Here is a 24997-nt window from a genome sequence, read left to right as displayed (position 1 = left end):
CGTCTCGACGCGCAGCATGAGGCCGGCTGGTTAATGTTCGATGAAGGCCGGCCGGATGACCGCCTTGGCTGGAAGAGCTGACGCATGGACCTGTCGATCGTGCCTGGCGCCCTGGTGCGGCATCCCCGCGAGCCCGACTGGGGCGTGGGCATGGTGCAGAGCGTGATCGGCCACCGTGTCACGGTGAACTTCGAACATCGCGGCAAGGTCACGATCGATCTGCGCCATGTGACACTCGCGCCGGTCCGTCCCGATCCCGGCAGCCGATGAGCCGACGCGCGCCGGCCGGGCCCGCCCCGGCCGCCCGGACCACCCGCAGCCGCCGGGTGGTCCGGCCACCCACGCCTCCGCCGCCCGCGCCGGTCCGCCGCAGGCCCGGACGCCCCGACCACGTGCCCCCTGCCCGCCCACGCTGGCGCCGCCGCCTATCCCTGTTCCTGCTGCTCCTGCCGCTGCTCGCCGTGGCAGTGCTGGTGGCGGATGCGGCCCTGCTCGCCGCAGGCGTCACGCGGCCCGCCCGGACGGCGGCGGTGACCCTCCTGGACCGGCAGGGCGTCCCGCTGACCACGCTCGGCGACGGGTTCGCTCGGCCACTGACGCTGGACCAGGTGGCGCGACCCATGGTCGACGCGATCGTCGCGATCGAGGACCGGCGCTTCTTCGAGCACGACGGCATCGATCCGATGGGCGTGATGCGGGCGGCATTGCGCAACCTCGCCGCCGGGCGGATCAGCGAGGGCGGCAGCACCATCACCCAGCAGCTCGCCAAGCTGGCCTTCCTCACGCCGGAGCGCAGCCTTCTGCGCAAGCTGCGCGAGGCGGCCCTGGCACTGTGGCTGGAAGCGACGCTCAGCAAGCAGGAGATCCTGGCGGCCTATCTGGACCGGATCTATCTCGGTTCCGGCGTGACCGGCATCCGGGCGGCTGCACGACGCTATTTCGGGGCGGAGGCCGCAGCGCTCGACCTGCCGCAGGCAGCGCTGCTGGCCGGCTTGGTCAAGGCGCCCTCGCGGCTGGACCCTGGCCGCAATCCCGATGCCGCGCAGGCCCGCGCCGGTGTGGTGCTCCAGGCCATGGTCGCCACCGGTGCCATCAGCCAGGGGGATGCGGATGCCGCGCGCGCCAGACCTGCCCGGATCCTCGCCTCTGGCTATGCCGATCCGACGCTGCGCACGCTGGCCGAGCGCGCCCGACGGCAGATGCCGGGGGCGCTGGTCGCCAGCACGACGCTGGATGCCGGTCTCAGCCGGCGGGCCAGGCAGGCACTCCTGGCAGGGCTGGCGGAAGGGCGGCGGGGTGCCACGGCCGGGGCGATGCTGGTGCTCTCGGCTCAGGGCGAGGTACTGGCTGCAGCCTCGGTGCCAGGATCGGTGGGCGGACTGGACCGGGCGGGCCAGGTGCGTCGCCAGCCGGGCTCGGCATTCAAGCCGATCCTGTTCGCCACCGCACTGGAAGCCGGCTACCGGCCGGACCAGCCGATCCCGACCGAGGCGCCGGTGATCGACGGCTGGCGGCCGCGCAACATCGTGGCACCGCCGGGGCCGGAAGTGACGCTCGCCGAAGCGCTGGCCCTGTCGGTGAACACGGCAGCGGTCCAGCTCGGCATGATGATCGGCCTGGACGAGGTGATCGCCACGGCGCGGCGGCTGGGCATCGCCTCGGACCTGCCGGCCGTGCCCTCGCTGCTCCTGGGCAGCGCCGAGCTGGGCATGCCGGAACTCGCCGCGGCTTATGCGGCCATGACCGGCGACGGCCGCCTGCGCATGCCGGTCTGGCTCCGCGGCATCCGCGACGAGGCGGGGCGCCAGGAGACGCCCGCCGCACCGGCACCGGTCCGGGCGCTGCAGCCGCAAACGGCGGCGACCATGCGCGCTTTGCTTGCCCAGGCGATGCAGCACGGCACCGGCAAGGCGGCGGCGGTGCCCGGCGGGTTCGGCAAAACCGGCACCAGCTCCGACTTCCGCGATGCCTGGTTCGTCGGCGGTACCGGGAACGGCACGATCGTGGCGATCTGGGTCGGCAACGACGACCGCTCCCCGATGGACGGGGAAACCGGCGGCGGCCTCCCGGCCCGGATCTTCCGTGCGTTCGTGATCGGGGCGTCCTGATCAAGCCGGCTCGTGCAGGATCCAGCGGATCGTTTCACGGACGATGCGCACCATGCGCTCGCGGTCCAGCGCGGGATTGCGGATTGCGCGCACCGGGATGCCCTGGAACAGCGTGAACAGGCTCTCGACCCGGTCCTCGATGGCCGGCACGTCGGCCGGATCGGCATGGCCCATCGCCCTGGCCAGCACCTCGCGCATCCGCCTGCGCAGTACCGCGTCGGAGGCCTGCACCACCTCCGCGACCTTGGGATTGCGCGCCGCCTCGGCCAGCACCTCGAGCATCAGCGCGGTGCTGGCCACGTCCATGCAGCCGTCCACGCCACGGGCCGCCTCGTGCAGCAGCGCGTCAGCCAAAGGAACGGAGCTGCGCTCGACCTGATCGAGCAGCGCCAGCACCTCCTCCTGCTGCCCCTCGACGATCGCGATGATGATCGCTTCCTTGCTCTCGAAATAATGGTAGATATGGCCGACGCTCATGCCGGCGCTCTTGGCGATCTCGGCCATGCTGGCGTTGTGGAAGCCGTGGCGGCAGAAGCACTGCGTCGCCCCCTGCAGGACCTGCTGCCGGCGTGACTCGTTGCGGGTCCGCTCAGGCCAGCTCCGCTCGGCAATCCCATCTCGTTCCAACTCGGGCACCGACCCTTTCTCTCCAGCGCTGCTGCAACTTGACGCTGCTTTGCAGCATTCATAGAATGAACGCTCATTCTAGACAAGCGACGGTCGTATCGTCGATGCCTCCTCCCTGAGGCTCCGGTGCGGCTGCGTGGTCGACCTCGTCGGAGTTTGCGCATGCGGAATATTCTCGGCCGGATCCCGGCCGGCCTCTTGCTCGCCGGCGTCCTGGTGCTGGCCGGTTGCGAGCAGGAAGAGGCAGGTGGCGCGCAGACCGACGCGGGGCCGCCGCCGCCCACGCCCGTGACGGTGGTGACGCTGACGACGCAGCCCGTGGACATCACCACCGTGCTGCCCGGGCGCGCTTCTCCCTACCAGATCGCCGAGGTCCGCCCGCAGGTCACCGGGATCCTGCAGGAGCGGCTGTTCCGCGAGGGTGCCGACGTCGAGAAGGGCGAGCCGCTCTACCGGATCGACCCGGCCGTTTACCAGGCGGCCTACGAGACCGCGAAGGCGGAACTGGCCCAGGCGGAAGCAGCGAGGGTGTCCGCGCAGAACCGGGCGCGGCGCAACGAGGAGCTGGTGCGCACCAATGCGGTCAGCCGGGCCGCCTATGACGATGCGACCGCGGCCCTGGGCGAGGCCAACGCCGCGGTCGAGGCACGTAGGGCGGATCTGGCGGCAGCCGAGATCAACCTCAACTACACGACCGTCCGGGCGCCCATCAGCGGCCGGACCGGCCGGTCCGCGTTCACCGCGGGCGCGCTGGTCACGGCTAACCAGCCCGAACTACTGACCACCATCCACCAGCTCGACCCGATCTACGTCGACGTGACCCAGGCCAGCGCCGAGCTGCTGAAGCTGCGGCGCGCGGTCGAGGACGGGCGCTACCAGCGGGTCGAGCCGGGCAAGGCGGAGGTCGAGCTCACCCTCGAGGACGGCACGACCTACGGCCATCCCGGCACGCTCGAGTTCGCCGACGTGACGGTCAGCGAGAGCACCGGTGCGGTGACCCTGCGCGCCCTGTTTCCCAACCCGGACAACGTCATCCTGCCCGGCATGTTCGTGCGCGCGGCGATCAAGGCGGGCGTCGATCCTGAGGGGATCCTCGTGCCACAGCGGGCGGTCACCCGGGACCCCAAGGGCCGGGCGACCACGCTCGTGGTCCTGCCGGACAACAAGGTCGAGCAGCGCGTCATCGTGGTGGACCGCTCCGTCGGCGACAGCTGGCTGGTTTCCGAGGGCGTGAAGGCCGGGGAGCGGGTCATCGTCGAGGGCGTGCAGAAGGTGCGGCCGGGGGCCGAGGTGGCTCCGGCCGAACAGCAGGCGAACTCAGTGGCCGATGCGTCCGGCGACGACCAGGCGATCCGGAGGTAAGGCAAGGTGGCCCGCTTTTTCATCGACAGGCCGATCTTCGCCTGGGTGCTCGCCATCGTCGTGATGATGGCAGGCATACTCGCCATCTGGACGCTGCCGGTCGCCCAGTACCCGGCGATCGCACCGCCGTCCGTGTCGATCACCGCGAACTATCCCGGCGCCTCGGCCAAGGTGGTCGAGGATTCGGTCACCCAGGTGATCGAGCAGCGCATGAAGGGCATCGACGGCCTGCGCTACATGTCGGCGAACAGCAGCGCGTCCGGGCAGGTCGAGATCACCCTGACCTTCGAGCCGGGCACCAATCCCGACATCGCGCAGGTCCAGGTCCAGAACAAGCTGGCGCTGGCCACCCCGCTGCTCCCGGAGGAGGTGCAGCGCCAGGGCGTGCAGGTGGCCAAGGCGTCGAGCAGCTTCCTGATGGTGGTCGGCCTGGTGGCGGCCGAAGGCACCGATTACGACCAGACCGACATCGCGGACTACATCGCCTCCAACATCCAGGATCCGATCTCCCGGGTCAGCGGTGTCGGCGAGGTGCAGCTGTTCGGCGCGCAGTATTCAATGCGGGTCTGGCTCGATCCGCGCAAACTGGTGAATTTTGGCCTTACCCCCCAGGACGTCATCCGGGCGATCCGCGCGCAGAACGCCCAGGTGGCTGCGGGCCAGCTGGGCGGCCTGCCGGCTACGGAGGGCCAGGAGCTCAACGCCACCATCACTGCGCAGTCCCTCCTCCAGACCCCGGAGCAGTTCCAGCAGATCTTCCTGCGCACGCTGGAGGACGGCTCGACCATCCGGCTGGGCGACGTCGCCCGGGTCGAGATCGGGGCGGAAAACTACTCGACGGCGGCCAAGTACAATGGCCGTCCGTCGACCGGGCTCGCCATCCAGCTGGCCGCGGGCGCCAACGCGCTGGAGACGGCCGAGGCGGTACGCGCCAGGGTGGCCGAGCTGGAAGCCTTCCTGCCGCCGGGCCTGGAGGTCATCATCCCCTACGACACGACGCCGTTCGTGAAGGTCTCGATCGAGAGCGTGGTGCACACGCTGTTCGAGGCGGTCGTGCTCGTCTTCCTCGTGATGTACCTGTTCCTGCAGAACATCCGCGCGACGCTGATCCCGACCATCGCGGTGCCGGTGGTGCTGCTCGGCACGTTCGCGATCCTGCAGGCCGCGGGCTTCTCCATCAACGTGCTCACCATGTTCGCCATGGTGCTGGCGATCGGCCTGCTGGTCGACGACGCCATCGTCGTGGTCGAGAACGTCGAGCGCGTGATGCACGACGAGAAGCTGCCGCCCAAGGAGGCGACGCGGCGCTCGATGGACCAGATCACCGGAGCCCTGATCGGCATCGGCCTGGTGTTGTCGGCGGTGTTCATCCCGATGGCCTTCTTCGGCGGCTCGACCGGCGTCATCTATCGGCAGTTCTCCATCACCATCGTCTCGGCGATGGGCCTGTCGGTGCTGACCGCGCTGATCCTGACCCCGGCCCTGTGCGCCACCATCCTGAAGCCGTCCCATCCGCCGAAGCGCGGCCCGTTCGCCTGGTTCAACCGCGGCTTCGAGAAGACCACGCACGGCTATGTCGGCCTGGTCGGCTACATCGCCAGGCGGGCGGCGCGCTTCCTGGTCGTCTACCTGATCCTCGCGGTCGGCGTCGGCTACCTGTTCGTGCGCCTGCCGACCGCGTTCCTGCCGGACGAGGACCAGGGCATCATGTTCGTGCAGGCGCAGCTCCCGGTGGGCGCCACGCAGGAGCGCACCTGGGAGGTGCTGGACCAGGTCGAGCGTCACTTCCTGGAGGACGAGGCCGATTCGGTCGCCTCCATCTTCACGGTGGCGGGCTTCAGCTTCTCCGGTTCGGGGCAGAACGCGGGCATCGGCTTCGTGCTGCTCAAGGACTGGAGCGAGCGCAAGGACCCGGCGCAGCACGTGGCGGCGATCGCGGGGCGGGCAATGGGCGCCTTCTCCCAGATCAAGGACGCCATGGTGTTCGCGTTCGCGCCCCCGGCCGTGCTGGAGCTGGGCAACGCCACCGGCTTCGACGTGCAGCTCCAGGATCGCGCGGGCCTCGGCCACGACGCGCTGATGGAGGCGCGCAACCAGTTCCTGGGCCTGGCGGCGCAGAACCCGAACCTGGTCGCGGTGCGGCCGAACGGCATGGAGGACCAGCCCGAGTACCGGATCGAGATCGACCACCACAAGGTGGGCGCACTCAGCCTGTCGATCGAGGATGTGAACGACGCGCTGACCACCGCCTGGGGCGGCACCTACGTCAACGACTTCCTGGACCGTGGCCGGATCAAGCGGGTCTACGTTCAGGCCGACGCGCCGGCACGCATGATGCCCAGCGACCTGGACCTCTGGTACGTGCGCAACAGCAATGGCGAGATGGTGCCGTTCTCGGCGTTCGCCACCGCCTACTGGGCGTACGGCTCGCCCAGGCTGGAGCGCTACAACGGCCAGCCCTCGGTCGAGATCCTGGGCCAGCCGGCTCCGGGCTTCAGCTCGGGCGCTGCCATGGAAGAGGTCGAGAAGATCATGGCACAGCTCCCTCCGGGCTTCGGCTATGAGTGGACCGGCATCTCCGATCAGGAGCGCGCGGCCGGCTCGCAGGCGCCAATGCTCTACGCGATCTCGATCATGGTGGTCTTCCTGTGCCTGGCCGCCCTCTACGAGAGCTGGTCGATCCCGTTCTCGGTGATGCTGGTGGTGCCGCTGGGCGTGCTGGGCGCGCTCTCGGCAGCGATGCTGATGGGCCTGTCCAACGACGTGTTCTTCCAGGTGGGCCTGCTCACCACGATCGGGCTGTCGGCGAAGAACGCCATCCTGATCGTGGAGTTCGCCAAGGACCTGAACGAGGCGGGCAAGAGCCTGATGGACGCGACGCTGGAAGCGGCCAGGATGCGGCTGCGCCCGATCCTGATGACCTCGCTGGCGTTCGGCCTGGGCGTCACCCCGCTGGCGATCTCGTCCGGGGCGGGCTCGGGCGGCCAGAACGCGATCGGCATCGGCGTGCTGGGTGGCGTGATCGCGGCGACCTTCCTGGGCATCCTGTTCGTGCCGATGTTCTTCGTGGCGGTGCGCAGGATGTTCGGCAAGAAGGAGCAGCTGGAGGCGCACAAGCCGGAAGGCGTGCCGGCGGAATAGCCGGGCCGCAGGTCTCGGTCGTCGTCATGGGCGGCGCCTCCGGCGGGAGGCGCCGCCCTTTTTCGTTGCTTGAGGCCAGCGCACGGCGCCCTGCCCTCTCTCCTTGTGCGGCTGACGGTCCGGACCGCGGGTTTTGCCTGGACCCTCCGCCCATGCCGAGCCAGTTGTGCCGCCACGGCATCCAGAGGGAGAGGAGCAGATGGCGCAGCCTGCCGGCCGCCATGTCGCGGTGATCGGCTTCGGGACGGTCGGGGTCGGCTGGACCGCCCTGTTCCTGGCAAACGGCCACGACGTGACCGTCCACGACCCGGCGGTGGCGGACCTGGCCGAGCTGGAGTCGAAGCTCGCCCCCTGCCTGGAGAGCCTGCGCCGGCTGGGTCGCGACGGTACGGGTAGGCTGGCCCTGGCGGGCTCGGCCGAGGCCGCGGCGGCGGAAGCCGGCTTCATCCAGGAGAACGCACCGGAGCGGATCGAGCTGAAGGTCGACCTGCTGCGCCGGCTGGACCTGGCGGCACCGGAAGGCGCCATCGTCGCCAGCAGCACCTCCTCCCTGCTCTGGAGCGAGCTCACCGCCGGCTGCGCGAAGGCAGGGCGGGTGATCGTCGCCCATCCGTTCAACCCGCCGCACCTGGTCCCGCTGGTCGAGCTGTACGGCAGCGATGCCGGCTGCCTGGATGCCGCCCAGGCCTTCTATGCCGGGCTCGGCATGCGGCCGGTCCGACTGCAGAAGGAGATGCGCGGGCACATCGCCAACCGGCTGTCCTCCGCGCTCTACCGCGAGGCCGTGCATCTGGTGGAAGAAGGCGTGGCCTCAGTCGAGGAGATCGACCAAGCCCTGCGCGACGGGCCGGGTCTGCGCTGGGCGGTGGTGGGCGCTCATCTTGCCTATCACCTGGGCGGCGGCCAGGGTGGCATCCGGCACTATCTGGACCATCTGGGCCCGAGCCAGGAGCGGCGCTGGCAGGATCTGGGCCAGCCTCGGCTGACACCCGAGCTCAAGGCGAAGCTGGTCGACGGCGTGCTGGCCGAGGCGGGCGGCCGGTCGATCGCGGAACTGGAGGCGGAGCGGGACGCGGCCCTGGTGGCACTGCGCCTGGCCCGCGCGGAGGCCGGCCGATGACCGCCCGTCCGCCGGTCGCCATCGCAGTGGCGCCGAACGGTGCCCGGCTGCGCAAGGCCGACCATCCGGCCCTGCCGATCACCCCTGAGGAACTGGCGCACACCGCCACCGCCTGCCTTGCGGCCGGTGCCGCGATGATCCACCTGCACGCCCGCGACGAGCAGGAGGGCCACTCGCTGGACCCGGGCCTGGTCCGCGCCTGCATCGCTGCGGTCGAGGCTGCCGTGGGCGACCGCCTGGTGATCCAGGTCACCACCGAGGCGGTCGGGCTCTACCAGCCGGAGGCGCAGATGGCGCTGGTCCGGACGGTGCGGCCGGAGGCGGCGTCGGTGGCGCTGCGCGAGCTGGTGCCCAACCCTGCCGCCGAGCCGGAAGCGGCGAAGTTCTACGCCTGGTGCCAGGAGGCCGGCATCTGGCTGCAGCACATCCTCTACGACCGCGCCGACGTGCTGCGGCTGAAGGGGCTGGTGGCCCGCGGTGTGGTGCCGGACGAGCGGCCCTCGGTGCTCTACGTGCTGGGCCGCTACAGCGAGGGCCAGCGCTCCGCACCGCCGGACCTGCTGCCCTTCCTCCAGGCGGCGGACCCGGACTGGCCCTGGATGGTCTGCGCCTTCGGTGCCCAGGAGCTGGATTGCCTGGTGGCCGCGGCACTGCTGGGCGGGGACCTGCGGATCGGCTTCGAGAACAACCGGCTGGCACCCGACGGCACACCGGCCCGGTCCAACGAGGCGCAGGTGGCGGGTGCGGTTGCGGCGCTGGCCGGCCTGGGCCGGCGCACGATCACGGCGGCCGAGCTGCGTCGAAAGTTCTCAAGTCGTTGATTTGACATGGGTCCTCGGGTTCGTTTCGCAAAACATCCATTTGCGTCGGCCCCGAGGACCCATCGATCGAGGCGACCGTCCATCATCGCATGACGGCGGCTTGCCGGGAAGCCTTCGGCATGGCCCGCCAGCGGGCGATCGCCAGCCAGAGCTGGTCCAGCACCAGCATGACCAGGATGGTCAGCCCGGTCAGCGGGAACACGGCACCCAGGGCCAGCACCAGCACGGTGACGCCCACCGCGATCCGGCGGTCCGCAGGCCAGGGGGGCACGCCCAGGCCGCCGGCCGGGCGGCGCTTCCACCACATCACCGCCGCCGACACCGCCATCAGCACGATCGCGACGCAGACCAGCGCCATGACGATCTTGTTGGCCAGACCGAACTCCTGGCCCATGTGGACATTGATGCCCCACTCGATCGCCTTGCCGCCCAGGCCGTAGTCGTTGAAGCCGACATCGATGATGGCCTCGCCGCTGTACTGGTCGAGATGGATCACCCGCTCCTGGTCGAGATCGTCCGGATAGACCGAGCCGGTATAGACGCCATCCACCTGCCCCGGCAGGGCTACGGCAAAGCCTGGGGCGAGGCCCATGGCCTCGAAGGTGCTGACCGCCCGGTTCAGCCCGATCGGGGAAGGCAGCAGCTTTGGGTCCACGGAGGGAGCCGGAGCCGCCGCGCCATGATGGTGGTCGCTCATGCTGGGCGAGGTCGGGACGGGTGCATGCTGCATCGTCCAGCCGACCTCGTCGACCACCGCGTGCATGGGCAGGCTGGAGACCGGCGTGTCGCCCCAGGCCCCTGCCGGAAAGCCCTGGCCGAAGCTGGTCAGCATCGCCAGCGACCGGTCGCCCCAATAGGTCGACCAGGGCATGCCGGTGAGCGCCAGGAAGCCGATGAACAGGCCGGCCACCATCCCGGTCACGGCATGGAGGTCGCGCCAGAACAGGCGGTGCCTGCTGGTGCCGCGCAGGCTGACGATGCCGCCGTTCTGCCGCCTGCGCGGCCACCAGAGATAGAAGCCGGTCACCACCAGGATGATCACGGCACCACCTACGACCTCGATCGCATAGCTGGGCCAGGTGCCGAACAGGGCTAGGCTGTGCAGCTGGCGCACCGTCCACATCACCGAGGACTTGTCGTCCATGGTGCCCAGGACGCGGCCGTCATAGGGATCGAGATAGACCGAGAACTTCGCCCCGTCCGTACCCTTGAAGCCGACCTCGGCCGAGGAGGTCGGCCCGACGGGCGGCACGAACTGGTAGACCGTGCCGGCATGAGCCGCCTCTGCGTTGGCGACCAGAGTCTCCGGTGCCAGCATCGGGGCGTTGCGCGCCTCGACGCTCAGCACGTCGCGGTGGAACCAGCCGTCCAGCGCATCGTGGAACAGATACAGGCCGCCGGTGACGGCCAGGAGGATCATGAACGGCAGGGCCAGCAGCCCGGCATAGAAGTGCCAGCGCCACACGGCGCGGTGGATGGCATCGCGGGCCGGCAGCCTGACGGCCGCCGGCAGCGGAGCAGCAGTGTCGTGCATCGTCGTCTCGCAAGCGAACTCGAGGACCAGGACGGCGCCGGGCAGGGCAATGGGTCCGGGGGCCGTCAGCTCAGGCTTGCGAGGGGGGCGGTCCGCGTGGCGGTGGCGGCGCTGCGGTCGAGCGGGCGGCGCGCACGGCGAGGAACGGCAGCGGTGCGGGCTCGACCTGCCGCCCGGTGACCTCGACCAGCCGGGGCGGCCGGGGTGGCAGCAGGGCATGGGCCAGATGCGGGCAGCACTTGGCGCAGTCGAGGGCAGCCTGCCCCGGATCCTCGTGCTCCTCGTCTGGGAGAGCAGGAGGATCGATCCAGGTGAGATGGCCGTCCGCGCAGATCGGCACGAGCAGAGGCCCGGCTGCCGCCGGAGCGGCGAGCCAGGCCGAGCCGACCGCCGCCAGCAGCAATTGCAGGGCGAACAGGCTGGCAGCGGCCAGTGCCGTCAGGCGCTGACCGGCCGATCGTCCTGTGGCTGTCGGGACCGCACGCATCCTTGGATGGTGCCGAAGTCTCGAGCTGCTGCCTAGTTGAACCTTGGATATATACCGGGTTTACCGGCCGAAGCGGAGAAAAACACATTCCCCGGCGGCTCCGGCATCCGACATGCCGAAGGGTCCAGCGGGCGCCATCCGTCCCGCACCGTCACTCTAGCCGCTTGTGGCGGCGGGCGGTCATCGCCTCGTCCGGATGCGGCGGGCGCAGCGCCGGGGGTGCCCCGCGCGTCGCCGGTGCCGGAACGCGCCGGCAGAGATATACCTCGTCCTCGGGGTGCTGGAGGATCTCGAAGCCGGCACTGCGCAGCATCGCTTCCGCGCAGGCGCGATTGGGGATCCACCAGTTGCTCGGGTCACCGGCGTAGCGCTGCTCGATGAAGTACATCGCGGGGAAGCCGGCATAGTGGAAGATGCTGTCGTTCCAGAAGCCGTAATCCTCCTCCAGCTCCCACACGACGTCGCTGCCGCGCTGCATCGTCTGGAACAGGACCAGGTCACCCGCCACGTGCTCGTGGATCAGGTCGAGGGCGAGCAGCGGGTGGCGCAGGTGGTAGAGCACCCCCATGAACAGCACGAGATCGAACTTTTGGGCGAGCCGGGCGACGTCGTAGACGGAGAGCCGGTGGAACTCGACTTCCAGCCCGGTCACCTCGGCCGCGAGCCGGGCCTGGCTCAGATAGCGTTCGTCCTCGTCGATCCCCACCACCAGCTCCGCGCCGCGGCGCTTCATCTCCAGCGCGTAGAACCCGGCATTGCAGCCGATGTCGAGCACGGTGCGGCCGGACAGGTCCTCAGGCACGGCGTGGGCGAAGCGCCGCCACTTCCAGGTCGGGTAGTCGTTCAGCGGATGGTCGGGCGCGGTCGGGATGCCGTTCAGGTCGATATTGTGAAACCAGGGTGCCAGCTCCTCGATCCGGCGCCGGATCGTCGCCTGCCGGGCCGCGAGGTCGCTGCCGTTCATTCCACGCCGCTCGCCCATGCCGCTCGTCTCCACGCCAAAGCCGTCCGCAGCGGCAGCCATGGCTGCCGCCATCGAAGGTTAACGCAGGGATGGTGGGCCGCGTTCCGGCATACGGCTGGCACCAGGGAGCCGCCTCGTCCGGCACCGGAGCGGCGGACGAGGCAGTGGGCAGCCTAGGGTGCCCGGGTCAGTCGGGCAGGGAGAACGAGGGAACGGCGTCGGTCAGTTGGCCAACGCCGCCTCCACCGCGGCGATGGCCGCTGCCGCCTGAGAGGCGTCCGGGCCGCCACCCTGGGCGAAGTCGCGCCGGCCGCCGCCGCCCTGACCGCCCAGTGCGGTCACGGCCCGGCGGACCAGCGCCACCGAATCCAGCCGGTCGGTCAGGTCATCGGTGACACTCACCACCACCGCGGCCTTGCCGTCGGTGACCGAGACCAGGGCGACCACGCCCGAGCCCATCTGCTTCTTCAGCTCGTCGGCGGTGCCGCGCAGCTCCTTGGCCGGCACGCCTTCCAGGGCGCGGGCAGCAAAGGCGATGCCATTGATCTGGCGGGCGGCATTCTCGCTGCCGAGGCCGCCGGTCGCGATCTTGCGGCGCAAATCGGCCAACTCGCGCTCCAGCTTGCGGCGCTCCTCGACCAGGGCGTCGATCCGGGCCGGCAGGTCGCGGGCCGGCACCTTCAGGGCGGCGGCGGCCCGGCCGAGCACGGCCTCCTCCTCCTCGACATGGAGCAGGGCGGCCTCGCCGGTGATCGCCTCGATCCGGCGGATGCCGGCCGCGACCGGGCCTTCGGCGAGGATCTTGAACAGGGCGACGTCGCCGGTGCGGGCGACATGGGTCCCGCCGCACAGCTCGACGGAGTAGGTCTTGCCGTCCTCGCCCTCGCCCATCGAGACGACCCGGACCTCGTCGCCGTATTTCTCGCCGAACAGGGCCATGGCACCGGTCTGAACCGCGTCCTCCTTGGCCATGATCCGGATGGCGGTGGGCGCGTTCTGACGCAGATAGTGGTTCACCTCGCGCTCGACCATGCCGATCTCCTCCGGCGTCATCGCCTTCGGGTGGCTGAAGTCGAAGCGCAGCCGATCGGGCTCGACCTTGGAGCCCTTCTGCGCGACATGGGCGCCCAGATGGCGCTGCAGCGCCTTGTGCATCAGGTGGGTGGCGGAATGCGCCCGGCGGATGCGGGCGCGGCGGTCCGCGTCGATCGCGAGCCTGATGTCGTCGCCCTGCCGGATCGTGCCGCGCTCGACCTTGCCGACATGGACGAACAGGTCGCCCAGATATTTCTGGGTGTCGGTGACCGTCACCACGGCGTCGCCCGCGGAGATCGTACCGGTGTCGCCGACCTGGCCGCCGGATTCGCCGTAGAACGGGGTCTGGTTGGCGACCAGCAGCACCTCGGTGCCGGCGGAAGCCTCATTCACCAGTGCGTCGCCGACCACCAGGCCCACCACCTTCGCCTCGGCGGTGGGGGTCTCGTAGCCCAGGAATTCGGTAGCACCAGCCTGGTCGCGCAGCTCGAACCAGATGGGGGCGATCGCCGAGGAGCCGGAGCCCTTCCAGTGCTTGCGCGCCTCGGCGCGCTGGCGCTCCATCGCCGCCTCAAAGCCCTCCAGGTCGACCGCACGGTTCTGCGCGCGCAGGGCGTCCTGGGTCAGATCCAGCGGGAAGCCGTAGGTGTCGTAGAGCTTGAACGCGACCTCGCCCGAGAGCGGCTGGCCCTCGCCGAGCGTGGTCACCTCCTCGTCCAGCAGGCGCAGGCCGCGCTCCAGCGTGCGGCGGAAATTGGTTTCCTCGAGCTTCAGCACCTCGGTGATCAGCGCCTCGGCGCGGACCAGCTCCGGATAGGCCTTGCCCATCTCCTCGACCAGGGTCGGGACCATCCGGTACATGAGCGGCTCGCGCGCACCCAGGAGCTGGGCGTGGCGCATGCCGCGGCGCATGATCCGGCGCAGCACGTAGCCGCGCCCCTCGTTGGACGGCATCACCCCGTCGGCCACCAGGAAGGCGGAGGCGCGCAGATGGTCGGCGATCACCTTGTGCGAGGGGCGCTGCGGGCCCTCAGCCGGCGTGCCGGTCAGCTCCTCGCTCCTGGCGATCAGCTTCGCGAACAGGTCGATCTCGAAATTGTCGTGCTTGCCCTGGAGGACCGCGGCGATGCGCTCCAGGCCCATGCCGGTGTCGATGGAGGGTCTGGGCAGGTTCACGCGGGTCGCCTTGTCGACCTGCTCGAACTGCATGAACACGAGGTTCCAGATCTCGATGAACCGGTCGCCATCGGCGTCGGCCGAGCCGGGCGGGCCGCCCGCGACCTTGTCGCCATGGTCGAAGAAGATCTCCGAGCACGGGCCGCAGGGACCGGTGTCGCCCATCGCCCAGAAATTGTCCGAGGTCGGGATGCGGATGATCCGGCTCTCGGGGAGACCGGCGATCTTCTTCCAGAGATCGAACGCCTCGTCGTCCTCGGCATAGACGGTGGCGGTCAGGCGCTCCGCGGGCAGGCCGTATTCCCGGGTGATCAGGTTCCAGGCCAGCTCGATCGCGCGCTCCTTGAAGTAGTCGCCGAACGAGAAATTGCCCAGCATCTCGAAGAAGGTGTGATGCCGGGCGGTATAGCCGACATTGTCCAGGTCGTTGTGCTTGCCACCGGCGCGGACGCATTTCTGCGCGGTGGTCGCACGCTGGTAGCTGCGCTGCTCCAGCCCGGTGAAGACGTTCTTGAACTGGACCATGCCTGCGTTGGTGAACAGCAGGGTCGGGTCGTTATGGGGCACCAGCGGACCCGAGGCGACGATCTCGTGATCGTGCCGGCCGAAATAATCGAGGAACTTCGAGCGGATCTCGCTGACGCTGGCCATGGGTCGTCCGAAAGGAGAAGGATACGGCGATCGAGGACCGGTCAGTCCTCGATCGTGCGGTCTTCGTCAAGCAAGGCGGCGGCACCGGAGATGCCGGCACTCTGCCGGATGATGCCTTCCAGCTCGGCCGCGACCTCCGGATTCTGCACCATGTAGTTCTTGGCGTTCTCCCGGCCCTGGCCGATGCGCGTGTCCTTGTAGGAGAACCAGGAGCCGGACTTCTCGACGACACCGGCACGGATGCCGAGGTCGATCAGCTCGCCGGTCTTGGACACGCCCTGGCCGTACATGACGTCGAACTCGACCACCTTGAACGGCGGGGCGACCTTGTTCTTAACGACCTTGACGCGGGTCTGGTTGCCGACGACCTCGTCCTTGTCCTTGATCTGGCCGATGCGACGGACGTCGAGCCGGACCGAGGCGTAGAACTTCAGCGCGTTGCCGCCGCTGGTGGTCTCGGGGCTGCCGAACATCACGCCGATCTTGCTGCGGATCTGGTTGGTGAAGATCACCATGCAGCGCGAGCGGCTGATGCTGGAGGTCAGCTTGCGCAGGGCCTGGCTCATCAGCCTGGCCTGGAGGCCCGGCATCTGGTCGCCCATCTCGCCCTCGAGCTCGGCCTTGGGCACCAGGGCCGCCACTGAATCGACCACCACCACGTCGATCGCACCGGAGCGGACCAGCGTGTCGGTGATCTCCAGCGCCTGCTCGCCGGTGTCCGGCTGCGAGATCAGCAGGTCGTCGATGTCGACGCCGAGCTTCTTGGCATAGGTCGGGTCGAGCGCATGCTCGGCGTCGACGAACGCGCAGGTCCCGCCGCCCTTCTGCGCTTCCGCGATGACGTGGAGGCAGAGCGTGGTCTTGCCCGACGCCTCGGGCCCGTAGATCTCGACCACCCGGCCGCGGGGCAGCCCGCCGATGCCGAGGGCGATGTCGAGGCCCAGCGAGCCCGTGGAAATGGTCTCGATGTCGGCGCCGGCCTGGGACTGGCCCAGGCGCATGACCGAGCCCTTGCCGAACGCGCGCTCGATCTGGCTGAGCGCCGCGTCCAGCGCACGCTGCCGGTCGCCGCCCTCGCGCCGCTGAACCGAAGCTTCCGCCATGGATGCAACTCCTATCGGTGACGCCCGGCCCTGCCGCGGGTCACCTTCGCTGCCCGTCGTGCTCGGGCGGATACACGAATTTGTCGTTGCGCGCGACGATTTGCCCTGCCTCGCCGTTCCTGCCCGGCACGGATCAGCCGGCCCGGCTCAGAAGTCGAAGCAGCGCCCGTCCTTCTCCCAGTCGCCGAACCTGGTCGGCTCCGGCCCCTTCGGGCCGTTCTGCTCGCCTGCCGGCTGCACCGGACCGACCAGTCCGGGATCGGCCGGGGGACGCTCCTGCCCAGCCTCGGGCTGCAGGACCGGCCGCTCATCTGGCTGGACCGGCATCTTCTCGGAAGCGGGCCGGCTCATTCCGCCTTGACCGAAGCGCGCGCGCTCGCCTCGAACTGCTCGAGATATTTCTCGATCATGTGATCGGAGATCGACTTGCCGGCCGCGGCCACGTCGGTGCGGACCTTCTGCACCACGTCGTCGTCACCCGGACGCTCGAAGTCGGCCATCACCACGTCCTTGGCATAGGAAGCGGCCTCGTCGCCGTGCAGGCCGAGATAATCGTTGGCGATCTTCAGACCGAGCAGCTTGTTCCGCCGATTGCGGACCTTGAAATAGATCTCCTGATCGTGCCGGAACCGTGCCTCCTCGTTACGCTCCCGATCATCGAAGGTCGTCATCGTGGCTCCTGCTGTCTTCGTCGTCCGACGACACCAGATATAGGGAGCCACCCTGCCCAACGCCAGCGCGGCGGGCGGCAAAACGGCGCCTTCCGCCAGGAGAAGCAACGGCCTTGTGCACCCTCGTGATCTGCCGCCGGCCGGACCATGCCTGGCCGCTTCTGGTGGCCGCCAACCGCGACGAGATGATCGGCCGGCCCTCGGCAGCACCCGGCCGGCACTGGCCGGACCAGCCGGAGATCCTGGGCGGGCTCGACCAGCTGGCCGGCGGAAGCTGGCTGGCGCTGTCCGACACGGGCGTGCTGGCGGCGATGCTGAACCGCAAGGGCACGCTGGGTCCCCTGCCCGGCAAGCGCAGCCGCGGCGAGCTGGTGCTGGACGCGGTCCAGCACCTCTCGGCGAAGGACAGCGCCTCGGCCCTGGCCGAGCTGGACGAGCGGGCCTTCCGCCCGTTCAACCTGATCGTCGCCGACACCAGGGAAGCGTTCTGGATCCGCCATGCCGGCAACGGGCCGATCCGGGTGGCGCCGGTGCCGGACGGCGTATCCATGATCGATTCCGGCGAGCTGAACGACCCGGCCTCGCCCAGGATCGCCCGGTTCCGCGGGCCGTTCAGCGCCGACCTGCCCGACCCGGCGAGCGGTGACTGGTCGGGCTGGCGGCTGCTCCTGGCCACGCCCGCGCCGGCCGGCCGCGACCCGGGCGAAGGCCTGCTGATCCGCCGGCCGGACGGCTACGGCACGGTGTCCTCCAGCCTGGTCGCGATCCCGGCCGATCCGGCCGTGCCTCCGCTGTGGCTGCACGCCGACGGGCCGCCCGACCGGGTGGACTTCCAGCCGGTCGCGACGGGCACGCCCCGACAGGCCCGCGGCTGAACTGTACCGACGCACCGTCCCGGCTTCATGCCGGGCCGGCGTGCCGTGTCGCCGGCGGAACCTTGCGCCTTGGTGACGGGTTGCTGCGCCTGCCGGAAAGGAAACCGCCGGGCATCGGCCCGGCGGGCCGGAACGATGCAATGGCCGGGCCGGCAAGGATTCTGCAATCAATTATTCATCGGGCGATCTTATGATAGGTTAATTCGGGCGAAGTGACAGCCACGGTAAGCAGGCTCATCCGGTCAGACCCGCAAAGTCATCTGCCCGCCTTTTACGCAACTGGACAGATCACCCCAAGACGATGCTTCAGAAGATTGCTACCGGATGCCATGCCGATTGCATGGCGATGCACGACAACTGGATCATCGCCGGTGACTTCTGACATTTCACATCAACTTGGCCTGTGCGAGAATTGATCCCGCACGCGGGCCGGCACAGGAGGCAAAGCCGGATGAGCATACGCCTCCGGCCAGAACTTCCGCCTCCGTTCCATCATCACAGCCTTGACTACAGTGAAGGTGCAGACTTCCCATGCAGACGCCAATCGGGATTCCGTGGTATCGTCGAGAGGTTTACCCGGAGTTGCGGAAGCTGTTCGTGGATGGCGACCGCCTGCCGGGCGACTATGATCAATGGCTGGATTTGGCCACGCAGGGCTTCGCGCAGATCCAGGCGCAGGGGGGACTGCCGCTCAAGGTATATCTCGATCCCCGCCACTTTCGCTTCTGGTGCCAGGAGCATCGGCTCAAGCCGGACTTCCGGGCCCGCCAGCAGTTCGTCATGGCGATCGCTCAGGGCCATGCGATGAGCGCGCCGACCATGGCCATGCTATAGGCCGGGCCGGCGGACGGGTCGGCCGGGCTGGTGGGACCGAGCGGCTAGAACCGGCGATCCCGCGCGCGCATCGCGTCGATGCTCCAGGGGCCGGGGCCGGCGAACACCAGGTAGAGGAAGACGAAGCAGTACAGGATGGCGGCGTCGCCGCCGTTCAGCACCGGGAAGAAGCTCCGCGGCGCGTGCGCGATCCAGTAGGCGAAGGCCATCTCACCCGAGAGGATGAAGGCCACCGGCCGGGTGAACAGGCCCAGGATCAGGAAGGCGCCGCCGACCAGTTCCAGCAATCCCGCGATCCAGGACATCGACATGACGGCAGGGGGGCTCTCGTGCGGCGGGAAGCCCAGCAGCTTCTGGGTGCCGTGCTCGAAGAAGAGCAGGGCTGCCACGATGCGCAGGATGCTGAGGGCGCGGGGCGCCCACACGGTCAGGAGTTCGTCCTTGTCCATGGCTGCTTCTCCCCTGTGCTGCCGGAACGGATCGGGCGGTCCCCCGGCGTCCCGGCTTCCTGCCTGCCACCTGGCGGGCAGCCCATGGAGGCAGGTCAGGCGGCGCGCGTCCAGTGGATCTCGGGCTTCTCCCGGAACGCGAATCGTTCGAGATGGCGCCCGACCACGTCCTCGAGCCTGGCCAGTCCCTTCTCGTCCCTGGCGGTGACCCGCAGGTGCAGGATGCCGGCTTCCGCCAGGGCAGCCAGCTCGCACTGTCCGGCCGGAAACGCGACACGACCATGCCGCGGGTCGAACTCGGCCGGCAGCTTGTGCTGGAAATGCTTGCAGAGCTGCTGGAGGTAGCGGCTCGGCACAGCGGTCGGCACGCGCGCCTCCGACGAGAGCATGGCGTCGCCCGTGTTCATCCGATGCGCTCCACGCTGGTGGCCGCGGCATCGAGCGCCGCGGCGATGGCATCCGCCTGTTCGGTGGTGAGCGGGCCGCGGGCAAGGCGCAGGCGGACGGCCAGCTTCACGTTCTCCATGGCTCGCACGACCTGCGGCGGCGGCCCTTCATCGCCGGCGCGGCCAGCCTCCTCCATCCGCTCCAGCAGGGCATCCAGCCCTGGGCGGTTCGCCGCGAGGAAGGCGCGGCCCTGGTCGGTGATCGCGTGCAGCTTGCGACCACCCTCGGCGGTGACCGTGACCTGGCCGAGCTCCTCCAGCAGGGTCAGGGTCGGATAGATCACGCCCGGGCTCGGGCTGTAGGCGCCTCCGACCCGCTGCTCGATGTCCTTGATGATCTCGTAGCCGTGCCGGGGCTTCTCCGCGATCAGGTGGAGAATCGCCAGGCGCAGGTCGCCATGGGCGAAGAACCGCCCGAGGGCACCAAGCCGCCCGCGACCGCGGCCGCCCTCGCGCGGCCCATGGAGTCCGTCGCGGCCAAACCGCCGCCTGTGACCTTCGGGCCCGCACCGGCCATGGCCAGGTCCATGTCGCATCGTCGCTCCAGGCACATCCGATATAGCTAAATTTTCGATATATCTAATCCTGACGATATGCAAGCCGGTGCCGTGCACCCGGGGGCCACGACCTGCCACCTCTACCCTGGCGGCCGCGCCGGGACCCGGCACCAGTTCACTGGCGGGCGTAGAGATGGCATGTGCCGGCAAGTCATCGTGCAAATAGTAGAATACAGATGCTTGTCGATTTCCGCGCCCGCAGGCTCCGTTATGGTCAGAGACTTCATACACATTACATCCAAAGAGCCAGGACTTGCGGCCTGCAGGTCCGGCAATGCTCCAGACATGACAGGCCGGGAGGCAGCGACGTGCGCTCTAGACGGTTTGGGCATCGGTGCCGAGGCTGCGTCGTGGCGGCTGCCGTGGCGGCGGCAGGCAGCCTGGCAGCGCCCCATGCCGCCTGGGCGGCCGGCGCGCCGCCGATCGAGCCGCGCACCGCGCGGGACGAGTGCTTCACCGGCGGGCAGGGCGGCGTGCCCGGCTGCGTGACCCTCGCCTCGAAGAAGGAGGCCGTCCTGTCCGGCGAGCAGCGCGACATCCGGATGTACTGCCCGCACACGGCGCCATACTTCTGGAACTGGTCGGCGATCGTCAGCCCGGGCATGCACCTCACCCTCCTGCGGACGATCGACACCAAGAGCGGGCTGCCGCGGGGCGCCTGGGTGCGCCTGCACGAGCAGACCGGCCTGGCACCCGGCCAGACCCGTGTCTTCTTCGGCTGCTCGACGCAGATCCCGACCATGCGGGGGCGCCTGGTCCATTACGGCAACCATCCCGTCGAGGGCCGCTGAGCCCGGCCGAGTGAGGAAGATCGATGATCCTGCCCAATCTTCGTCCGCGCCACGCCGCCCAGCGGACCGCCGGCCTGGCGATGCTCGGCCTGGCCCTGGCCGCGGGTGCCGCCCAGGCCGACCCCTGCACGGTCGACGGCAACGCCGTGCCGAGCTGCCAGACCGTCGACGTCCAGCTCACCCTGAAGAAGGACCAGACCAAGGGCTGGGCGCTCTACTGCCCGGCCCAGGCCTACTACTACTGGGGTGGCCACAGCGACCACTGGACCAGCAGCTGGCACATCTTCACCGAGAACATTCTGGCCGAGGATACGCCGAACAAGGCGGACTTCACCCTGACCAACACCAAGGTGGGCAACAATACCGTGACGGTGACGATCGGCTGCTCGCCGGTGGCACCCTGGGGCGGCGGCTGCACCGGCCCGACCAGGGAAGTCAGCGATCCGAACTGCCCGGAGAACAACCGGCAGACCGTGTGCGAGCCGGCGGACAATTGCTGGGTGGAGTGGAATGAGACCTGCGTGAACGGCAGCACCGTCACCAACTATTTCTGCACCCAGGTCCTGTTCGAGACCATGTGCTACACCTGCCAGGGCTGAACCGGCCCGGCCGGCGGCTGGCTCAGACCAGCTCGCCGCCGGTGGCGAGGTGCCAGCGCCTGGTGGCCTCGTCGTCGGCTTCCTTGGCCTCGACCCAGAGGCCGCCGCCCTCGCCTTCCTCGAACTTCCAGAAGGTGGCGCGGGTCTTGAGCCAGTCGATCAGGAAGGCGCAGGATTCCAGGGCGGCGTGGCGGTGGGCGGAGGCAGTGGCGACCAGCACGATCGGCTCGCCCGGCAGCATCTTCCCGTAGCGGTGGACGATCAGGCTGGCGTCCAGCGGCCAACGGGCCAGCGCTTCGGCCTCGACCCGCGCCAGCTCCAGCTCGGTCATGCCGGGATAGTGCTCGAGGGTCATCGAGGTCAGGCGGCGCCCGCCGGCGAACTCGCGCACCAGACCCGTGAAGCTCGCGACCCCGCCGATCCCGGTATTGCCGGTGGTGAGCCGGGCCAGCTCCCGCCCGACATCGAACGGCTCCGCCTGGACGCGCACCGCCACCGCGTCAGCCCCCGGTGACCGGCGGGAAGAAGGCGACCTCGTCGCCGTTCGCCACCGGATGGTCGCGGTCGACATGGCGCTGGTTGACCGCACAGCGCACGATCCCCTTGGCCGCCACCGCCTCGGCGAACGCAGGGTGGCGCTGGCCGATATGCTCCATCAGCTCTGCCACGGTATGGACGTCCGCGGGCAGCTCGATCGTCTCGGCGGAGGTGCCGGTGCGCTGCCGGAGCCAGGCGAAATACAGGATCTTCAAGGCTGACGGGCTCCCAGCGGCGTGGTGGGATGGGGCGGCGGGGGCGGCGGGTGGTCGGCCGCCATGTGGCGCAGCCCGGCGTTCAGGTAATCCCAGCCGGTGAGCAGGGTGAGGGCCGCGGCCAGCCAGATGCCCCAGAAGCCGACCATCTCGGTGAGCAGGAAGTCCGGGCCGGCCGGGCCCAGGATCAGAAAGCAGATCGCCACCATCTGCACCGCCGTCTTCCACTTGGCGAGCGGCGTCACCGGCATGCCGACCCGCACCTCGGCCATGTATTCGCGCAGGCCGGAGACGGCGATCTCGCGCAGGAGGATGACCACGGCCGGGATCAGGGGTGCCCGGTGGAAGCCCACCAGCATCACCACGGTGGCCCCCACCAGCAGCTTGTCGGCAACCGGGTCCAGCCAGCGGCCGAAGGCGGACTGGAGGCGCCAGTTGCGCGCGATCCAGCCGTCCAGCAGGTCGGTGGTGGCGGCGAGCAGGAAGATCGCGCAGGCGACCCAGCGCGCCCAGTTCCCCTCGACATAGAACATCGCCATGACCACCGGGATCAGTACGATCCGGAACAGGGTCAGGATGTTCGGCAGGGTCATCTGCAACGGGACGGGCTCCTTCAGCCGCCGCGGAAATGGTCGTAGATGGTCCGCGCCATGGCGGCGCTGACGCCGTCCACCTGCTCCAGGTCCAAGACGCCCGCCTCCGCCACGCCCCGTGCCGAACCGAAGCGGGCGAGCAGGGCCTTCTTGCGGCGCGGGCCGATGCCGGGAACCGAATCCAGCGCCGACCGCTCGGTCCGCCGGCCGCGCCGGCCGCGATGAGTGGTGATCGCGAACCGATGCGCCTCGTCCCTGAGCCGCTGAATGAAATAAAGCAAGGGATCGCGTTGCTCCAGCGCGATCGGCTCGTCCCGGCCCTCCAGGTGGAGCTTCTCCCGCCCGGCATCGCGGTCGGGTCCCTTGGAGACGCCGACCAGGCACTGCTCCTCGATGCCGAGCTCGTCCAGCACGGCGCGGGCGGCATGGAGCTGGCCGGCCCCGCCATCGATCAGCACCACGTCCGGCCAGGCGAGGGTGGCCCGCTCCGGGTCCTCCTTCTGCAGCCGGGCGAAGCGCCGGCCGAACACCTCGCGCATCATGGCGAAGTCGTCGCCCGGCCGGGTCTCCGGGTTCTTGATGTTGAAGGTGCGGTAGCCGGACTTGTCGAAGCCCTGCGCGGTGGCCCGCACGCAGACGCCCACCGCGTCCGATCCCTGGATGTGGCTGTTGTCGTAGATCTCCACGCTCCTGGGAGGCTCGTCCGTGCCGAGCAGGTTGCCCAGCGCTTCCAGGAGGCGGGACTGCGCCCCTTCCTCGGCGAGCCGGCGGGCCAGCGCCTGGCGCGCATTGGTGCGGGCCAGCTCCACCAGCTTCAGCTTCTCGCCGCGCTTGGGCGTGGCCAGCTCGACCTTGCGCCTGGCATGGAAGGCGAAGGCCTCGGCCAGCAGCTCGCGGCTCGGCACCTCCTCGGACAGGAGCAGGAGCGGCGGGGCCACCCGGTCGGCATAGAACTGCGCCAGGAAGGCCTCCAGGATCTCGGCCGGCTCCGCGTCCTTGGTGTGCGCCGGGTAGTAGGGCCGGTTGCCGTTGTTGCGCCCGCCCCGGTAGAAGAACACCTGGACGCAGGCGGCACCGCCTTCCACCGCCAGCGCCACCACGTCGGCATCGTCGACCGATTCGGTGTTGATGCCCTGGTGCGCGGTGACATGGGCCAACGCCTTGATCCGGTCGCGGATCGCGGCTGCCCGCTCGAACGCCATCTCCTCGGCGGCCTGCATCATCTCGGCCTCCAGGCGTGCCTGGACCTCGCGCGAGCGGCCGGCCAGGAACAGCTTCACCTCGCCCACCAAGCCGGCATAGTCCTCCTTGCTGATCCGGCCGACGCAGGGCGCGCTGCAGCGCTTGATCTGGTGCTCCAGGCACGGCCGCGAGCGGTTCTGGAAGATGCTGTCCTTGCACGAGCGCAGCGGAAAGGCGCGCCGCACCGCCTTGAGCGTCTGGTCGACCGCGCCCGAGGAGGCGAACGGGCCGAAATAGTCCACGCCCTTGAGCCGGGTGCCGCGGTGCTTGCGGATCTGCGGGAAGTCCTGCCGGGTGTCGATCGCGATGAACGGGAAGGACTTGTCGTCGCGCAGCAGGATGTTGAAGTGCGGGCGGAGCTGCTTGATCATGTTGGCTTCGAGCAGCAGCGCCTCCACCTCGGTATGGGTGGTGACGAACTCCATGGCCCGGGTGAGCACGATCATCCGCCGGATGCGGGCGCTGCACTGCTCCGGCCGGGTATAGGCGACCACGCGCTTCTTCAGGCTCTTGGCCTTGCCGACGTAGAGGGCGGCCCCCTTCTCGTCGAGCATCCGGTAGACGCCGGGCGCGTTCGGCAGGCGGGCGAGCTCCCGGCGGATCAGCTCCGCACCCCGGAGCGTCACGGCTTCGGCTTCCACGAGGACGGCTGGCGGGGTGGTGGCGACGGGCGGCTGGGAGTCGGCGGCAGGCATGGTCGTCATCTGACGACGCGTGAGGCTTTGGTCAAGGCAGCCGGGCACCACTGGCGGCGCCGGCACCGGTCCCGGGCGGATGATCGGATTGCTTGCGCGCGGGAAGGCCATCGCCGCGAGGCCGTCCATGGCGCGCCATGCTATAGTACCGCCTGCCCGGGCGGACGATGCGCCGGTCGGGAGGGTGCCTGTGGCGACCACCCGGACTTGGCGGCGGCTCGCCGCCATCCTGGCTGCCGACATCGTCGGCTACAGCCGGCTCATGGAACAGGACGAGGACCGCACCCTCGCCCGGCTCAAGGCGCATCGCCGGGAATTCGTCGAACCCCTGATCGCCGAGTATCAGGGCCGCATCGTCAAGCGG

At 69.5% G+C, this 24997-nt stretch carries 25 protein-coding genes; 10 read left to right on the top strand and 15 right to left on the bottom strand.

What is annotated here, in order from left to right; all coding sequences use genetic code 11:
* Nucleotides 1-84 precede the first annotated feature (84 nt).
* Complete coding sequence (locus VNS22_RS22285) at nucleotides 85-270, top strand: DUF3553 domain-containing protein (protein WP_325736398.1); 186 nt, start codon at nucleotides 85-87, stop codon at nucleotides 268-270.
* Nucleotides 267-2108: a transglycosylase domain-containing protein gene (locus tag VNS22_RS22280; RefSeq protein ID WP_325736396.1), complete on the top strand. Its 1842-nt coding sequence runs from the start codon at nucleotides 267-269 to the stop codon at nucleotides 2106-2108. Before VNS22_RS22285 ends, VNS22_RS22280 begins: the two co-directional genes overlap by 4 nt.
* On the opposite strand, the gene VNS22_RS22275 is transcribed toward VNS22_RS22280, so the two are convergent.
* Nucleotides 2109-2744: a TetR/AcrR family transcriptional regulator gene (locus VNS22_RS22275; RefSeq protein ID WP_325736394.1), complete on the bottom strand. Its 636-nt coding sequence runs from the start codon at nucleotides 2742-2744 to the stop codon at nucleotides 2109-2111. It abuts the gene before it with no gap.
* 153 nt (nucleotides 2745-2897) lie between these two features.
* Between VNS22_RS22275 and VNS22_RS22270 the strand changes: the two genes are divergently transcribed.
* The 4 genes from VNS22_RS22270 (at nucleotide 2898) to VNS22_RS22255 (ending at nucleotide 9179) form a co-directional block, all read left to right on the top strand.
* Nucleotides 2898-4097 (top strand): efflux RND transporter periplasmic adaptor subunit, encoded by a 1200-nt coding sequence (locus tag VNS22_RS22270; protein ID WP_325736392.1) that lies wholly within the window; start codon nucleotides 2898-2900, stop codon nucleotides 4095-4097.
* Nucleotides 4098-4103: 6 nt separating this feature from the next.
* Complete coding sequence (locus VNS22_RS22265; RefSeq protein ID WP_325736390.1) at nucleotides 4104-7238, top strand: efflux RND transporter permease subunit; 3135 nt, start codon at nucleotides 4104-4106, stop codon at nucleotides 7236-7238.
* A 199-nt stretch (nucleotides 7239-7437) separates the two neighbouring features.
* Nucleotides 7438-8358, top strand: coding sequence for a 3-hydroxyacyl-CoA dehydrogenase NAD-binding domain-containing protein (locus VNS22_RS22260; RefSeq protein WP_325736388.1), 921 nt, complete (start codon nucleotides 7438-7440; stop codon nucleotides 8356-8358).
* Nucleotides 8355-9179 (top strand): 3-keto-5-aminohexanoate cleavage protein, encoded by an 825-nt coding sequence (locus VNS22_RS22255; RefSeq protein ID WP_325736386.1) that lies wholly within the window; start codon nucleotides 8355-8357, stop codon nucleotides 9177-9179. The genes VNS22_RS22260 and VNS22_RS22255 overlap by 4 nt, the downstream gene beginning before the upstream one ends.
* 82 nt (nucleotides 9180-9261) lie before the next feature.
* Here VNS22_RS22255 and VNS22_RS22250 read toward each other — a convergent pair whose 3' ends face one another.
* From VNS22_RS22250 to VNS22_RS22220, 7 genes are all read right to left on the bottom strand, one after another.
* Nucleotides 9262-10713, bottom strand: coding sequence for a PepSY domain-containing protein (locus VNS22_RS22250; protein WP_325736384.1), 1452 nt, complete (start codon nucleotides 10711-10713; stop codon nucleotides 9262-9264).
* Nucleotides 10714-10783: 70 nt separating this feature from the next.
* Nucleotides 10784-11200, bottom strand: a complete 417-nt coding sequence (locus VNS22_RS22245) for a DUF2946 family protein (RefSeq protein WP_325736382.1) — start codon at nucleotides 11198-11200, stop codon at nucleotides 10784-10786.
* Between the two features lie 151 nt (nucleotides 11201-11351).
* Nucleotides 11352-12164: a TIGR04290 family methyltransferase gene (locus VNS22_RS22240; protein ID WP_349261867.1), complete on the bottom strand. Its 813-nt coding sequence runs from the start codon at nucleotides 12162-12164 to the stop codon at nucleotides 11352-11354.
* Between the two features lie 222 nt (nucleotides 12165-12386).
* Complete coding sequence (gene alaS, locus VNS22_RS22235; RefSeq protein ID WP_325736378.1) at nucleotides 12387-15026, bottom strand: alanine--tRNA ligase; 2640 nt, start codon at nucleotides 15024-15026, stop codon at nucleotides 12387-12389.
* A 41-nt stretch (nucleotides 15027-15067) separates the two neighbouring features.
* Nucleotides 15068-16129: a recombinase RecA gene (gene recA, locus VNS22_RS22230; protein WP_325736376.1), complete on the bottom strand. Its 1062-nt coding sequence runs from the start codon at nucleotides 16127-16129 to the stop codon at nucleotides 15068-15070.
* A 147-nt stretch (nucleotides 16130-16276) separates the two neighbouring features.
* Nucleotides 16277-16480, bottom strand: coding sequence for a succinate dehydrogenase assembly factor 4 (locus tag VNS22_RS22225; protein ID WP_325736374.1), 204 nt, complete (start codon nucleotides 16478-16480; stop codon nucleotides 16277-16279).
* A complete protein-coding gene (locus VNS22_RS22220) occupies nucleotides 16477-16800 on the bottom strand; it encodes a DUF1476 domain-containing protein (RefSeq protein ID WP_325736372.1) in 324 nt (107 codons plus the stop codon). The genes VNS22_RS22225 and VNS22_RS22220 overlap by 4 nt, the downstream gene beginning before the upstream one ends.
* Nucleotides 16801-16913: 113 nt before the next feature.
* On the opposite strand from VNS22_RS22220, the gene VNS22_RS22215 reads away from it, so the two are divergent.
* Nucleotides 16914-17675: an NRDE family protein gene (locus VNS22_RS22215; protein WP_325736370.1), complete on the top strand. Its 762-nt coding sequence runs from the start codon at nucleotides 16914-16916 to the stop codon at nucleotides 17673-17675.
* 531 nt (nucleotides 17676-18206) lie between these two features.
* A complete protein-coding gene (locus tag VNS22_RS22210) occupies nucleotides 18207-18509 on the top strand; it encodes a hypothetical protein (protein ID WP_325736368.1) in 303 nt (100 codons plus the stop codon).
* A gap of 44 nt (nucleotides 18510-18553) precedes the next feature.
* Here the strand turns inward: VNS22_RS22210 and VNS22_RS22205 are convergent, their stop codons facing one another.
* The 3 genes from VNS22_RS22205 to VNS22_RS22195 all read right to left on the bottom strand — a co-directional run bounded on the left by VNS22_RS22205 (nucleotide 18554) and on the right by VNS22_RS22195 (nucleotide 19940).
* A complete protein-coding gene (locus VNS22_RS22205) occupies nucleotides 18554-18958 on the bottom strand; it encodes a DoxX family protein (protein WP_325736366.1) in 405 nt (134 codons plus the stop codon).
* A gap of 95 nt (nucleotides 18959-19053) precedes the next feature.
* On the bottom strand, nucleotides 19054-19365 hold the full coding sequence (locus VNS22_RS22200) for a DUF2218 domain-containing protein (protein WP_325736365.1): 312 nt from the start codon (nucleotides 19363-19365) through the stop codon (nucleotides 19054-19056).
* Nucleotides 19362-19940, bottom strand: a complete 579-nt coding sequence (locus tag VNS22_RS22195) for a PadR family transcriptional regulator (RefSeq protein ID WP_325736363.1) — start codon at nucleotides 19938-19940, stop codon at nucleotides 19362-19364. Before VNS22_RS22195 ends, VNS22_RS22200 begins: the two co-directional genes overlap by 4 nt.
* Before the next feature lie 371 nt (nucleotides 19941-20311).
* Here VNS22_RS22195 and VNS22_RS22190 point away from each other — a divergent pair, with 371 nt between their 5' ends.
* Nucleotides 20312-20752, top strand: a complete 441-nt coding sequence (locus VNS22_RS22190; protein WP_325736362.1) for a hypothetical protein — start codon at nucleotides 20312-20314, stop codon at nucleotides 20750-20752.
* A gap of 23 nt (nucleotides 20753-20775) precedes the next feature.
* A complete protein-coding gene (locus tag VNS22_RS22185; RefSeq protein ID WP_325736361.1) occupies nucleotides 20776-21351 on the top strand; it encodes a hypothetical protein in 576 nt (191 codons plus the stop codon).
* Nucleotides 21352-21373: 22 nt separating this feature from the next.
* On the opposite strand, the gene VNS22_RS22180 is transcribed toward VNS22_RS22185, so the two are convergent.
* The 4 genes from VNS22_RS22180 to uvrC are packed head-to-tail and all read right to left on the bottom strand — an operon-like array spanning nucleotide 21374 to nucleotide 24633.
* On the bottom strand, nucleotides 21374-21847 hold the full coding sequence (locus VNS22_RS22180) for a molybdenum cofactor biosynthesis protein MoaE (protein WP_325736360.1): 474 nt from the start codon (nucleotides 21845-21847) through the stop codon (nucleotides 21374-21376).
* 4 nt (nucleotides 21848-21851) lie between these two features.
* On the bottom strand, nucleotides 21852-22103 hold the full coding sequence (moaD, locus tag VNS22_RS22175; protein WP_325736358.1) for a molybdopterin converting factor subunit 1: 252 nt from the start codon (nucleotides 22101-22103) through the stop codon (nucleotides 21852-21854).
* The gene (gene pgsA, locus VNS22_RS22170) at nucleotides 22100-22702 is read right to left on the bottom strand and encodes a CDP-diacylglycerol--glycerol-3-phosphate 3-phosphatidyltransferase (protein ID WP_349261866.1); all 603 of its coding nucleotides are present in this window, start codon (nucleotides 22700-22702) and stop codon (nucleotides 22100-22102) included. Before pgsA ends, moaD begins: the two co-directional genes overlap by 4 nt.
* A 14-nt stretch (nucleotides 22703-22716) precedes the next feature.
* Entirely contained in the window at nucleotides 22717-24633 is a 1917-nt protein-coding gene (uvrC, locus tag VNS22_RS22165) for an excinuclease ABC subunit UvrC (protein WP_414653413.1), read from the bottom strand.
* Between the last annotated feature and the right edge of the window lie 364 nt (nucleotides 24634-24997).

Source organism: Geminicoccus sp., from assembly GCF_035556675.1.
Lineage (GTDB): Bacteria > Pseudomonadota > Alphaproteobacteria > Geminicoccales > Geminicoccaceae > Geminicoccus.
This window is presented reverse-complemented; position numbering and strand designations above follow the sequence as displayed.

Coding starts and splice junctions, on each gene's coding strand:
- alaS (WP_325736378.1), bottom strand. CDS start 15,026: ATGGCCAGCGTCAGCGAGATCCGCTCGAAGTTCCTCGATTATTTCGGC.
- VNS22_RS22220 (WP_325736372.1), bottom strand. CDS start 16,800: ATGACGACCTTCGATGATCGGGAGCGTAACGAGGAGGCACGGTTCCGG.
- VNS22_RS22250 (WP_325736384.1), bottom strand. CDS start 10,713: ATGCACGACACTGCTGCTCCGCTGCCGGCGGCCGTCAGGCTGCCGGCC.
- VNS22_RS22225 (WP_325736374.1), bottom strand. CDS start 16,480: ATGAGCCGGCCCGCTTCCGAGAAGATGCCGGTCCAGCCAGATGAGCGG.
- VNS22_RS22260 (WP_325736388.1), top strand. CDS start 7,438: ATGGCGCAGCCTGCCGGCCGCCATGTCGCGGTGATCGGCTTCGGGACG.
- uvrC (WP_414653413.1), bottom strand. CDS start 24,633: ATGCCTGCCGCCGACTCCCAGCCGCCCGTCGCCACCACCCCGCCAGCC.
- VNS22_RS22270 (WP_325736392.1), top strand. CDS start 2,898: ATGCGGAATATTCTCGGCCGGATCCCGGCCGGCCTCTTGCTCGCCGGC.
- VNS22_RS22280 (WP_325736396.1), top strand. CDS start 267: ATGAGCCGACGCGCGCCGGCCGGGCCCGCCCCGGCCGCCCGGACCACC.
- VNS22_RS22285 (WP_325736398.1), top strand. CDS start 85: ATGGACCTGTCGATCGTGCCTGGCGCCCTGGTGCGGCATCCCCGCGAG.
- VNS22_RS22205 (WP_325736366.1), bottom strand. CDS start 18,958: ATGGACAAGGACGAACTCCTGACCGTGTGGGCGCCCCGCGCCCTCAGC.
- VNS22_RS22210 (WP_325736368.1), top strand. CDS start 18,207: ATGCAGACGCCAATCGGGATTCCGTGGTATCGTCGAGAGGTTTACCCG.
- VNS22_RS22245 (WP_325736382.1), bottom strand. CDS start 11,200: ATGCGTGCGGTCCCGACAGCCACAGGACGATCGGCCGGTCAGCGCCTG.
- VNS22_RS22240 (WP_349261867.1), bottom strand. CDS start 12,164: ATGAACGGCAGCGACCTCGCGGCCCGGCAGGCGACGATCCGGCGCCGG.
- VNS22_RS22195 (WP_325736363.1), bottom strand. CDS start 19,940: ATGCGACATGGACCTGGCCATGGCCGGTGCGGGCCCGAAGGTCACAGG.
- recA (WP_325736376.1), bottom strand. CDS start 16,129: ATGGCGGAAGCTTCGGTTCAGCGGCGCGAGGGCGGCGACCGGCAGCGT.
- VNS22_RS22200 (WP_325736365.1), bottom strand. CDS start 19,365: ATGAACACGGGCGACGCCATGCTCTCGTCGGAGGCGCGCGTGCCGACC.
- VNS22_RS22185 (WP_325736361.1), top strand. CDS start 20,776: ATGATCCTGCCCAATCTTCGTCCGCGCCACGCCGCCCAGCGGACCGCC.
- VNS22_RS22255 (WP_325736386.1), top strand. CDS start 8,355: ATGACCGCCCGTCCGCCGGTCGCCATCGCAGTGGCGCCGAACGGTGCC.